The 12035-nt window shown below is 37.0% G+C and carries 10 protein-coding genes; 2 read left to right on the forward strand and 8 right to left on the reverse strand.

Annotation, left to right across the window (positions count from 1 at the left end; genetic code table 11):
* Positions 1-210: 210 nt before the first annotated feature.
* On the reverse strand, positions 211-1503 hold the full coding sequence (locus ACNHOZ_RS25365; protein ID WP_048020841.1) for a Glu/Leu/Phe/Val family dehydrogenase: 1293 nt from the start codon (positions 1501-1503) through the stop codon (positions 211-213).
* Positions 1504-1701: 198 nt separating this feature from the next.
* Here ACNHOZ_RS25365 and ACNHOZ_RS25370 point away from each other — a divergent pair, with 198 nt between their 5' ends.
* The gene (locus ACNHOZ_RS25370; protein ID WP_162871471.1) at positions 1702-1857 is read left to right on the forward strand and encodes a hypothetical protein; all 156 of its coding nucleotides are present in this window, start codon (positions 1702-1704) and stop codon (positions 1855-1857) included.
* 9 nt (positions 1858-1866) lie between these two features.
* Here ACNHOZ_RS25370 and ACNHOZ_RS25375 read toward each other — a convergent pair whose 3' ends face one another.
* From ACNHOZ_RS25375 to pdxR, 5 genes are all read right to left on the reverse strand, one after another.
* Entirely contained in the window at positions 1867-3801 is a 1935-nt protein-coding gene (locus ACNHOZ_RS25375) for an alkyl/aryl-sulfatase (RefSeq protein WP_255900964.1), read from the reverse strand.
* 358 nt (positions 3802-4159) lie between these two features.
* Positions 4160-5359, reverse strand: coding sequence for a phospholipase D-like domain-containing protein (locus ACNHOZ_RS25380; RefSeq protein ID WP_255900962.1), 1200 nt, complete (start codon positions 5357-5359; stop codon positions 4160-4162).
* A 145-nt stretch (positions 5360-5504) separates the two neighbouring features.
* A complete protein-coding gene (locus tag ACNHOZ_RS25385; RefSeq protein ID WP_028413295.1) occupies positions 5505-6350 on the reverse strand; it encodes a DUF2971 domain-containing protein in 846 nt (281 codons plus the stop codon).
* Positions 6351-6484: 134 nt separating this feature from the next.
* Positions 6485-7117: a hypothetical protein gene (locus ACNHOZ_RS25390; RefSeq protein WP_255900960.1), complete on the reverse strand. Its 633-nt coding sequence runs from the start codon at positions 7115-7117 to the stop codon at positions 6485-6487.
* Between the two features lie 495 nt (positions 7118-7612).
* Positions 7613-9058, reverse strand: a complete 1446-nt coding sequence (gene pdxR / locus ACNHOZ_RS25395; RefSeq protein ID WP_221833309.1) for a MocR-like pyridoxine biosynthesis transcription factor PdxR — start codon at positions 9056-9058, stop codon at positions 7613-7615.
* A 136-nt stretch (positions 9059-9194) separates the two neighbouring features.
* Between pdxR and ACNHOZ_RS25400 the strand changes: the two genes are divergently transcribed.
* Positions 9195-10091, forward strand: coding sequence for a DMT family transporter (locus ACNHOZ_RS25400; protein ID WP_063247974.1), 897 nt, complete (start codon positions 9195-9197; stop codon positions 10089-10091).
* Positions 10092-10232: 141 nt separating this feature from the next.
* On the opposite strand, the gene ACNHOZ_RS25405 is transcribed toward ACNHOZ_RS25400, so the two are convergent.
* Complete coding sequence (locus tag ACNHOZ_RS25405) at positions 10233-10463, reverse strand: hypothetical protein (RefSeq protein WP_231099237.1); 231 nt, start codon at positions 10461-10463, stop codon at positions 10233-10235.
* 180 nt (positions 10464-10643) lie between these two features.
* Positions 10644-11945 carry a GH25 family lysozyme gene (locus ACNHOZ_RS25410; RefSeq protein ID WP_048020852.1) on the reverse strand — a complete coding sequence of 434 codons (1302 nt, stop codon included), beginning with the start codon at positions 11943-11945 and terminating at the stop codon, positions 10644-10646.
* Positions 11946-12035 lie beyond the last annotated feature (90 nt).

Raw genomic sequence — 12035 nt, forward strand, 5'->3', positions numbered from 1 at the left:
TTATTAGTATAGGTATGTATATATCTTATATATAGAATAATTGAAAATCATTCTCACTGTCAATTGTTTTGCCATCATTCGGGTTGCGATAAATAAATATGCCAATTTTTTATGCATGTTTGTTTTTTTAGCAGGTTTTCTTTTAATTATTTGGCAGTTCCGGTAAATAAAAAACGATTTGGAACATGTAGTCCAAATCGTTTTTTTATCTTATACCCAGCCGCGGAAACGAGAAGCTTCAGCTGATTTTTTGATTCCTGCCATGTAAGCAGCAAGTCTCATGTCTACATCATTTTCTTGAGCGATTTGATAGATCGTTTCAAATGAATCCACCATTACCTTGCGTAATTTGTAAGCTACTTCCTCTTCAGACCAGTAGTAGCCTTGATTATTTTGCACCCATTCGAAGTATGAAACCGTTACGCCTCCAGCACTCGCTAAAATATCTGGCACTAAAAGCACGCCTTTTTCGTCTAAAATGCGCGTAGCCTCAAGTGTAGTCGGTCCGTTCGCTGCTTCGACTACAATAGAAGCTTTAATGCGATGAGCGTTACGAACCGTAATTTGATTCGAAATGGCTGCGGGTACTAAAATATCACATTCTTTTTCTAATAGTTCTTCGTTTGTTATCACATTTGTAAATAAATTCGTTACGGTACCAAAACTGTCGCGTCGATCAAGCAGGTAATCAATATCAAGACCAAGCGGATCATAAAGAGCTCCGTACGCGTCTGAAATGCCAATTACTTTTGCTCCTGCGTCATGCATGAACTTAGCAAGAAAACTGCCGGCATTTCCGAAGCCTTGAATAATAATCCGTGCTTCTTGCAAGTTAAGGTTTTTCTTTTTAACAGCTTCTTCTATACAAATGGTTACTCCTTTAGCCGTTGCAGTTTCGCGTCCTTGAGATCCTCCGAGTACGATAGGTTTTCCGGTAATAAAACCAGGGGAATCGAACTCACGCAGTCGGCTATATTCGTCCATCATCCACGCCATGATTTGAGAATTTGTATAGACATCCGGTGCAGGAATATCTTTAGTAGGCCCAACTATTTGACTGATGGCTCTTACATAGCCGCGGCTGAGTCGCTCTAGTTCACCAAACGACATGTTTCTTGGGTCACATACAATTCCGCCTTTACCTCCGCCGTACGGAAGGTCGACAATCCCGCATTTTAAACTCATCCAAATGGATAATGCCTTCACTTCTTCTTCATTTACTTCAGGATGAAAGCGTACGCCTCCTTTAGTAGGCCCGACAGCATCATTATGCTGAGAGCGGTAGCCCGTAAATACTTTTACCGATCCGTTATCCATTTTAACTGGAATACGAACCGTCATCATGCGCAGCGGTTCTTTCAACAAATGATACATTTCTTCACCATACCCTAGTTTTTGAAGCGCTTCTTGAATAACGGTTTGAGTAGATAAAAATAAATTAAGTGATTCCTGTTCTTGCTGCTGTTCTTTTTTTAATTCACTAGCTGTTTTTGTAATGGACATTCTGTTCACCTCATATTAATCATTCAAATTTCTCAATGATTTAATATGCAATTCCTGTGCCAATTTCGGCGGTTTTACAACGCTTTTATTTTATAAATAATCTGCATTAGCAAGCCTTATATTCCCTGCATAGGCTGATATTAGTATATACTTAAAGAAATAAGACAAACTATTTATACTGAAAAGGAGGAAAGTGCTATGTTACATGAAAGAAAAGAACAAGAGCGAAACAATCACTATATAGAATGCTGTTCCATCTGTGGAGAAAGGCTAACATCTTTTCAAGAAAAAGAAATCTTCACATGCGACAGCTGTTTTGAACAAAAAGTCAACGATGTGCTTTCTGAGCTGTAATCAGGTACTCTATTTTTTAGAAACAGGTGTCACAATATTAAAGTTTGGATCAATAGAATCCTGACAAAACAAAAAAAAATCCCATTTTGATTTATCTCCTTGAACAAATATGACCGAGCTATAAGAGTGATCATTTGTAGTTGTTAGCCGGTATAAGGTATCTTGCCACATCGTTACCGTCACCTCAGCTTTCTTTCGCGTATCTCCAAGATACCTAAAGATTCCATGCTTAAGTTCTGTGAGAGCTACTTCATTACGATCGGGTATCACAAACAATATACGATAGTTACATGCGCCCGCCTTTAATCCATCTACGCGAATGCTAAATAGTTCTAAAATATTTTTCAAAGGAAGTGTATCCCATACTTCTTTTGTAATAATGTTGACTGGCAGCGGTATATTACCTAAACGAAGTTCTTTGGCTCCTGTTAAATATTCATTTCGCCAAGGACCAGATTCAGCTATATACCCTAATTGTTCAAGCGCGTCTGCGCATAAAAGTTTTGCCTTCACATGGTGAGGATCAGCGTAAATAACTTGTTTGGTCACTTCAGCTACCCATTGATAGTCGCCTTGTTGAAAACAGCGCTGTGCTTTTTGGACAATGTTGTCCGCTCCGCCCATATACTCTACATATTTCTTAGCTGACTCTTCAGGAAACAGTTTATTTAAATCTACAGGATTGCTGTTATACCAGCCCATATAGCGCTGATAAACCGCTTTTGCGTTATGGTTAACCGTTCCATAAAAGCCGTTTGTATACCACTCGTGAGATAGGGTTTCCGGTAGCTTCATCATTCGACCGACGTGGTCGATGGTATAACCTTGATTCACCAGCCTTAATGTTTGGTCATGAATATATTGATAAACATCTCGTTGATTTTCGATATAGGTAATACACGACTCATTTCCGAACCTTGGCCAATTATGTACCCCAAATACAGTTGTTAGTTCTTGGCCAAATAAATCGATTGCTTGCTGCAAGTACCTTGCCCACGCTGCTGCGTCTCTTACTTTTGCTCCTCTAAGGGTATAGAGGTTGTGCTGAGTGGCCGTACAGTTTTCTGCAATACAAAGAGCCTTTTCACTAGGAATATAGATGTTCATTTCAGCAGGCGCCTCCGTCCCTGGCGTAAGCTGAAACTGAAATGAGGCGCCGTCAATTTTCTTACTTACATAAGAATGATGTTCGGAAGGATGAATTTCTTCTATTCCTTTAATAAGCGTGATTGTTCCAAATGAAATTTCTTTTCCGATGCCGTTGTCAATTAGGCCTTTTTCATCGCGTCGCAGTCGAATACCGTACATGTATTGACTTCTTCGTGTCATTGCTGTTGCCGCCGTGACGTTTTCATCAATAACCGCATCCATAAATCCAGCAGGAGCATAAACTTTACTAGTTTTATTTTGTGTTGAGTCAGGTAATATCCCTAGAACTCCGCCGTAATGATCTATATGCGAATGAGAGAAGATAACAGCTCTAACAGGACGCTTACCGCACTGCTGGTTTACTAGTTCAAGCGCTTTTTCTGCCGTTTCTTTGGATGTTAAGCAATCAATAACAATCCACCCCGTTTTCCCTTTAACAAATGTAATATTAGCCATATCAAAGCCTCTTACTTGAAAGATGTTTTCAGTTACTTGATATAAACCGGCTTGTACATTTAATTTTCCTTGTTCCCACAGTTTAGGGTGGACAGTAGCAGGTGTAGATTGTTCAAATAAAAAAGCGTACTTTCTTAAATCCCATACAGGATACAGCTGATTTTTTTTGAAAATCAGCGGAAAAGGTACGCGTACAAGGGCTTGGTCATCCGCAAGATTTTGTTCTGATTTCACTTGTTCCCAGTCTATTTTTTTATAAGTCTCAGCATTAGTGACTGCAGTCTTTTGAGTAGCATCTTTTCGGTCAATCGTTAACTCCCGTTCATAATCAAACAGCATAACCCCCTCCTTTTTATTATTTTATGCGTAAAAATAAGACGAAGTACAAAAGAGAGAGAAAATAGAGTCAACAAAAAAGAAGATGCGCTTAGCACGCATCTTCTTTTTCATACTGAATGTTATGTTTGAATAGAATAGTCGAGTATTCTGTCTGAATTAGACAGCCTAGCACTTAGTATAACGATTGTTTACCAATGTTCCTTTTGTAATTAAAGCAAATCTTCCTTCTAAGGTGCTCAATACGTTTCTTGAAGTCGCTGTAAAACAATGCATGTGTACAGTCTCTCCTTTCCTGTATTGGCCTTACATAGAATATATACCCGGGGAAAAATAATTAAAACTTGATTTGGGTATTTTTTCAAAAATAATAATAAATCCATTCCGGTGTTTTTTTTAGAGAACGTTCCCATTTAGGGATTTCATCTATTACTGTTTTGGTTAATCTGCGGCTGTTTGTTTTATCTTCATTAATTTCTCGTTCTATGTGTGCAATCATCTCGCGATCATAAATAAGACAGCTCGCTTCATCATTTAAATAAAAACTTCGGGGATCCCAGTTGGCTGTGCTAATATTGGCAATCGTATGATCGATGACCATTACTTTTCCGTGAAAAAACCCCTTTTTATATAAGAAAATTCGAATACCTTTGTTTAATAGTTGCTCTGTTTTAGGGTAACTAGGCGGTTTAGTGAACCACGCATCGGTATTGTCCGGAAGTATAATATCGATTAAAACGCCTTTTTCTTTTGCTGAAATAAGTGCATTCATTAAATGTTCACTTGGAATAAAATAAGGGGTAGCAATGGTAAGCTTTACTTTGGCACGGTTGATTAGATCAATCATCTTTTGCTCAAGTTCTTCTCCAGTTGAAAACAATAGCTGATAGTTTGCTCCGTGAGAGCGAGCGATAGGAACTCGCTGAGCAGATATATGTTGTCCCGTGTCTTCTTCCCAATCTTTCAAAAATTGCTTTTCAATTTCAAAAATACCTTCTCCTTTAATTCGCAAGTGGTAATCACGCCAATAGCCCAATTTTTTATGCTTCCCTAAGTATTCTTCTCCTATATTAAAACCTCCGAGATAGGCTTCTTGGCCATCTACTACGACAAACTTTCGATGATTTCGATGATTAATGCTATAAAAAAAGTGCTGCCTGCTTGCTTTTCGACTAAAGGTAAACTCAACTCCATTTTTCTTAAGATCATCTATGAGTGTTCGGGAGAGATCGTTTCCTCCAAAACGATCTACAGAAAGTTTAATCTTTACCCCTTCAGCTGCTTTCTCTTTCAATAGCTCAAATAGCTTTATGCTGATGTTGTCCGCTCGAATAATAAAAAATTGAATGTACACGTACTTTTTTGCTTTTTTAATATCCTCAAATAAAGTAGGATATAAACTACTTCCTTGTGTATACAGCGCTATCTTTCCTTGGTAAACAGGCGTTTCGATAAGCGGATGTACACGAACATAAGCGTTATAGCCTTTTTTTATGTCCCATTGAAAAAACAAACACAAACAAAGCCCGCATACTAAAATAAACAGCATTTTTTTAACCATACTGTACTCCTGATTTGTCTAATATGTATATATAGGCTTTGGAGGTTTGTTTTATTTTATATGAGGAAATGTATGGAAATATAAAACGTGTAACACGAAAAGCTTAATCATTTTTTGATTAAGCCTTTGTGTACTTCGCTAGCATTTAGTAAATATAGTCCTTATACAAGTCAGACTGAATAACCTTTTTATAAGCGAGACCGTGTTTCTTAGTAAGAGCTTTTACCTCATCTACACAGCTTTGAGCGCTTCTTGGCGATACGTAAATATCGTTGATAAGCTGATGTAAATTACATGTAAGGAGGTTGCCATGCTCGTGAGAAAACTCATACGATCTTTTTTCGAGGATATCCATTCGTTTTTGCCATTGATTTGCGGAAATACCTTGAATTTCGAATAGCTTTTGCAGCTTCCAAGCGTGTATACGACTTGCTACAATAACAAGCCTCAATTCATTTTCATGCTGATAGGATTTGCGCTTGTAAAATAACGTGTCATATACAGAGTGACTGATCATTTCTTTTTGGAAGTCTATGTACTGCACTTTTCCAGAGAAGATTTTATAGCGTAAATCTTTAATACTGCACAATAAATTTTCATAGGTGGTTTTAATAGCTACGCCATCATTCCCTTTTAAATATAGATCCCACATTCCAGCGGCTTCGTAATCATTGATATGCCAGGATGAAACAGCAGAAAATTCATGGATTTTTCTTATATAGGTTCTAGAGGTACGGTTATGACGTTCGCCTTTTTTTCTTAACTCTTCTATGTTCCACATCGAAGAGCATCCTTCAAGGGGATCCGAAAATGCATCAGGTTTTGCGAAAAAAAGCGCATTGGTTTCTAGTAAATCTTGAAAATCAGCCAGCGGCATAAATCGCCATACCGTCGGATTATTGTGCACCTTATAGCGTTCATCATAATCGTCATAGCTAGATTCAAATCTTTTGGCATATTCGTACGCTTTCTCTCTATAAGCTAAATCCATTGGTTTTCCTCCTCTGAATGCATATTCACACTTGAATTATAGCACTTAATTGTTGTAATTTTCAAAATTATCCACCTGCATTAAGTTCTATTATCAGAAAAGAAGACACACCTCAACATCTACAGCGTGTCTTCTTATTTAATGAAATGAATGTTTTGCTTAACACTTTCACTTTCTGGCTGATTTAATTCCAATAAATAAATTTCATCCGCTCGAAAATCTGTCTTCTTCATTTCTTTTTTTAAGGTACGAATAAAGGCAGCTGAACTTTTTCCATAGGCTTCAAAATAATGAAACGTGTGTACAACAAATAAAATGGATGCGCCACTATAATCTTTTTTGCTCTTTTTTTGAATGTTCTCTAGCACTTTTTCTATATACTCTTCCACAGAACCTTCCGTCTGGATACGGGGTAGAGCAAAATTTCCTGAATTGACCCTCTGTGCATCTTCAAATTCCAGTTTCCCATCTTTGTAAGAAGTAATTTCAATTCGTTTTTCAGTACCATCCGGCTGAATAATTAATCCGTCGTATCCTTGACTTCCAATAATAAGCTTCAATTTTGAATTCCTCGGACAATAAGAAGATTGGCTGAAGCAATAAAGCGGATAAAACTCTTCAAAAAACTTTTTGAAACGCCCTTTTTTAAGTCTGGCTAATTTTATATACTCTTTGTTTTGATGAATCATTTGCTGCGTATGTTCAAAATACTTCTTCATTTCTTCTTGCGTTCTGTACAGATCAAGATCTTTAAATAATTCATCCATCTTTTTCACCTTCAATCCCACCAACTAAAAAAGTCTTCTTACTTAGTAGATACATATTCATAAATGTGTGTGACAATTTTCTTTTTTTAAAGATATAGCTTTTTTAAAACAAAACGTGCACACTTTTCATTTTTTTGCATATCCTGTTATTCGTGCGTTCAATCATGAGCGTACGTTTCAGCCTTTAGTTGTAAAAGACAAACCGTAAAGTTACAGCTGATGGCCGATGATATGCGTCTGCTGATTTCATAAACTATAACAAACAGGAAACTTAACAATAATTGAGGTGTTGGAAATGTTTGATAATGATTACGTAGTTAAAACCGTTCACGATTTACATGTAAAACGTACAGAAAGTCAATTAAAAGTTTTATTAACTTATTTTTTCCATAAAAAATAACACGTATTATAGATGGTAATATATAGTCAGTTATTACTTGAAGTTTTTTATAAGAAGAGAAGAATAGTTTGATACAAATAAAAAGGAATAGTGGATTACCCACTATTCCTTACTTGCAATTCCCGAATCAGTTCAGCAAGAATTTTAATGCTTCTATCGATATCTGGTAAAGAGGCATAGGCGTAAGAAAGCCGAAGATAACTGCCGGTTTCTTGTGCATAAATACTTCCAGAGTTAAGCAATATCCCTCTTTTTAAAGCACGAGAGTATAAAGATTTCATTAAAATAGAAGGTTGAATATGCACCCATATAAAAAAGCCTCCTTCAGGATTCGTCCATGTTGCTATATCTCCTGCGTATGTTTCCAAAGCATTCAGCATCACTTTTCTTCTTGTTCGCAATTCCGTTCGTACAGTTTCCATATGCTGTTGATATAAGCCATTTTTAAACCATTCTGCTGCTACTCTTTGAGATAATGAGCTAGATCCATAATCTGTTTGCATTTTAATATCCGCCAAACGCTCAATGACTGGTTCTGGGCCGACTATCCATCCGATCCGTAATCCTGGGCTTAGTGTTTTTGAAAGACTGCTAACATATAACACGTGTCCATTTTTATCTAAAGCTTTTAATGGCAGTGGAGGCCGTTTATCTAGCCATAATTCGCGGTATAAATCATCTTCAATAATAGGAAGCTGATGTTCCTCACATTCTTTCAACAAATCGTAACGCCTATTTTGTGACATTAATGTTCCCGTTGGGTTATGGAAACATGGATTTGTATATAAAATAGCTTGCCCTTCTTGAGGGTCGGCGCGTTTTATAGCTGTTACTTTTATTCCTTCCTCATCCATAGCAAGGCCTTTGAGTTTCATTCCGGCTGATTGAAATACATGTAAGGAATATAGATAAGAAGGTTTTTCGAGCAAAACCGAAGAGTTTCTTTGCAGCAGTCCAATTGAAATAAGCTGAAGAGCTTGAAGAGCGCCGGAAACAATTAAAATAGAATCTGGAGAAGATTCAATCCCTATTGTTTTCATATATGCACTTAACTCTTTTCGTAAAGGCAAATACCCCTTTGGTTCTTCGTATCCTAGAACCTCCATATTTTCTGCTACTTTTTCTACGGCGTATTTCATTTTGTTTTTAGGAAATATGTCAGGTGAAAGCTCTCCTTTGCTTAATTGAATAAGGTTTGAGTTAAATTCGGATTCATTAATATCTTGTACCATTGCTTGACTCGGATGATGCATGCCTGATTTCACATGAACATCCCAATCGGGCGGAGTTGTAGCCAAAAGTGTCCACGTATTATTTATAACGATGGTTCCCTTTCCCATCTTACCTTCAATTAAACCGTCCGCTGTTAATTCCTCTAATGCGGTGATGACCGTACTTCGGTTAACATCAAACATAGCAGCAAGCTTTCGCTGACTAGGAATTTTACTTCCAATCGGCCATTCTCCACGCGCAATTTTCTCTTTCATAAAATCAATGATTTGCTTGTATTTTGGATAACTCGAACTGTTCTCTTGATTCATACACGTACTCCTGTTTTTAAAGTGGTTGGGTTAATTGCTTTCAAACTGGTTGAAGACATTTTATCAAATGTTTATTAACATGGGAACCACAATAGATACTGGTTGGATTCAAAATGAAAAATGGAGATGAATAGGTATGAAATTAACGTTTAGTCTGGTGTTCTTACATATACTGATGATTAGCTTATGGGCTTCAGCATTTCCAGTTATTCAAATAGGGCTGGAATCGTTTTCTCCTCAGCACCTCGCTTTTGTTCGGTTAAGTATTGCTTCTGTAGTGCTGTTAGTTATTGCAATAGCCACACGCATGCCCTTGCCTGACATAAAAGATATTCCACTTCTTTTAGCTCTCGGTTTTTTAGGTTTTGCCGTCTATCACACGGCCTTAAACATTGGAGAAAAAACGGTAAGTGCGGGTATTGCGAGTTTACTGATCTCGACTACTCCTATTTTTTCTTCGCTTTTAGCTATTTTTCTTTTTCAGGAGGAGTTCGGAAAAAGAAAATGGATTGGATCTGCAGTAAGCTTTGCGGGTATTGTACTTTTAACCTTCAGCAAAGAGAATTTTGTACACTCAGTTAATGGAATCTTACTGGTTCTGCTAGCTGCCCTTGCAGAAAGCGTCTATATAGTATGTCAAAAAAATTTATTAAAAAAATATGGTTTCCTTTCTTTTGTGACGTACAGTATTTGGGGGGCTACAATTTCTATGCTTGTTTTTTTACCTGGGTTAGAAACAGAACTTGCACATATCTCTGTCAGATCAGCAATAAGCGTGATATATTTAGGATTATTTCCAACCGTTATTCCCTATATGGTACTCGCTTATCTGACATCGCGTATAGGTTCTGCTGAGGCTGCCATCTCTCTTTACTTAACTCCTGCGCTGTCCTTTTTCTTAGCGTGGCTGCTTTTAAAAGATATCCCGAGTGCAGCTTCCATTGTTGGAAGCATCATTACGTTATGCGGCGTGTTGCTTACACATAGTAAAAGAGAGAAAGTTCACAATGCAAAGGTAATGCGTAGGGCTTAGGGAATTCTCTTAGATGCTATGTTTTTTATTTATATATTTTATTTAGAACATACTTTAATTTCTTCTTTTTGCAGTTTAATTAATAATTAATATAAAAAAGTGCCTTTCTTTAATGTTTGAAATTTAAAGAAAGGCGCTTTTTTATGTAGTTTCTAATTCTGCTTTTATTTTCCCAGCCACTGCGTGAGTCAGCTGCTGAAGATCGTAAATCTCTTCTCCTGAAAGTACTACGTGCCCGTTTAAAACGTGGTTATGTTTATATGCTCGATACGTCACTTCAATACTTTTTATCGCACGCTCTACTTCATTATTCACCATAATGCTTTCATAGTGATAGGATAGTGTTTCAATTCGAATCTGCGTATTTTTCATATTCATTCACCCTCCATGAGCCATTGACTAAAAATATGACTGTTAGAGGTCGACTATACATAAAAACTTTTTTGTTGCCACCTAATTTGTTATTTAGAACATATTTTAATTACTTAATTGATGTCTGCTCTTCTTTTTTATAAAACCTCAAAATAAACCCCTACTCTTCAGAGCGGGGGTTTATTGCTTGTAGTACCAGCCTTTTTTATCTAAAAATTGCTTAACTTTTACAAAATCCAGTCCAGCTGCTGTGAGTTCAGCTGACGGATTACCTATTGCATGTACGTTTAATTCACTGTCAATTCCTTCATTTTTTAAGAAAGCACGAAACTCTGTTTCCATGTCTTTACTTAATCCGCCTGTTTTAATTGTAACTGGGATAGGTTCTACGTCTTTCATTTGCACGAATCCGCCTGGAACAGCCCATGCTGCACTCGTATAGCCATATACGCTAAATACCGTGCCTTTTTTTATAGTTCTGAAATTCTCTGTTACATTCGCATACTTGTAGACTCCAATATCCTTCTTCGCTTTTACTTGAAAAGAATATTTATCTCCGAGTGAAGTAACCTTTGGTAATGATTCTTCTATAGGATTACTTACACCCTTAAGCAATTCCATCATTTTAGCTAATGTTTTCTCATCAGCTTTTCCAGTTGACGTTAATCCATACTTTTCTTGAAAAGCTTTAACAGCTGCAACAGTTTCACTGCCATATTGGCCATCGGTTCCTTGCTGGGAAAGCTCAAATCCTAATTTAATTAAGTTTTGCTGCAGTTCTTTTACAGCTAGTCCGCTATCACCTTGCTGCAATTGTGCTGATGGCTGATTATTTTCCACCACCGCCACCCCTGTGTTAATACTATTAAAGAAATCCAGATCCATTTCATTGATATCAACATTGCCTTTAATCCCGTTTACTTTTCCTTGATCTGTATATTGAAACATAGACCATCTATCCCAAATGGCCGTATCACCTGGATTAGTAAATCCCTTGGAACGGTTACTTCCACTGTAACGAGCTATCCATAGCGGATATCTTGCCACGGCGCTTGTAAAATTGGATTTAATAAAACTATACCCGGTGTAAAGAATAGGCGTAATGCTTGTTTTCCTTTCAATATATTCCATCCATCTAACTGCAAAGGCTGTGACCTGCGCTTTTGTTTTCCCTTTATTTTCTTCCAAATCTAAGCAATGAGGCAAATCAACCTTCATGCTGCCTAATTTATTTAAAAAGAAATTAACTTCTGCAATAGGATCATTATCAGCATGAGCAAAGTGATAAAAGCCTACACGTAGACCTGCATTTTTTGCTCCTATATAATTATCATATGATTTTTTATCTAAGAAGGTTGTACCTTCTGTTAATTTAATATACGCGCCTTTTACCCCATCCGACGCCACTTTTGCCCAATTAATTGTTCCGTTGTGATGAGAAACATCAATGACCTTAATATTTTGATTATTACGGTTTTGCATTGCTATCACTCCTTCATACAAACTATGAATAAAAAAGGAAATGGCAACTGATACAGGCCTATTAAATAGATATTAGGCTTTATAAAAAAC

Source organism: Priestia sp. D51 (assembly GCF_053345675.1).

What these genes read in the sequence shown, in the direction of transcription:
- ACNHOZ_RS25405 (WP_231099237.1), bottom strand. Translation starts at nt 10,463, where the DNA reads ATGAAAAATACGCAGATTCGAATTGAAACACTATCCTATCACTATGAA.
- pdxR (WP_221833309.1), bottom strand. Translation starts at nt 9,058, where the DNA reads ATGAATCAAGAGAACAGTTCGAGTTATCCAAAATACAAGCAAATCATT.
- ACNHOZ_RS25385 (WP_028413295.1), bottom strand. Translation starts at nt 6,350, where the DNA reads ATGGATTTAGCTTATAGAGAGAAAGCGTACGAATATGCCAAAAGATTT.
- ACNHOZ_RS25410 (WP_048020852.1), bottom strand. Translation starts at nt 11,945, where the DNA reads ATGCAAAACCGTAATAATCAAAATATTAAGGTCATTGATGTTTCTCAT.
- ACNHOZ_RS25380 (WP_255900962.1), bottom strand. Translation starts at nt 5,359, where the DNA reads ATGGTTAAAAAAATGCTGTTTATTTTAGTATGCGGGCTTTGTTTGTGT.
- ACNHOZ_RS25375 (WP_255900964.1), bottom strand. Translation starts at nt 3,801, where the DNA reads ATGCTGTTTGATTATGAACGGGAGTTAACGATTGACCGAAAAGATGCT.
- ACNHOZ_RS25400 (WP_063247974.1), top strand. Translation starts at nt 9,195, where the DNA reads ATGAAATTAACGTTTAGTCTGGTGTTCTTACATATACTGATGATTAGC.
- ACNHOZ_RS25365 (WP_048020841.1), bottom strand. Translation starts at nt 1,503, where the DNA reads ATGTCCATTACAAAAACAGCTAGTGAATTAAAAAAAGAACAGCAGCAA.
- ACNHOZ_RS25390 (WP_255900960.1), bottom strand. Translation starts at nt 7,117, where the DNA reads ATGGATGAATTATTTAAAGATCTTGATCTGTACAGAACGCAAGAAGAA.
- ACNHOZ_RS25370 (WP_162871471.1), top strand. Translation starts at nt 1,702, where the DNA reads ATGTTACATGAAAGAAAAGAACAAGAGCGAAACAATCACTATATAGAA.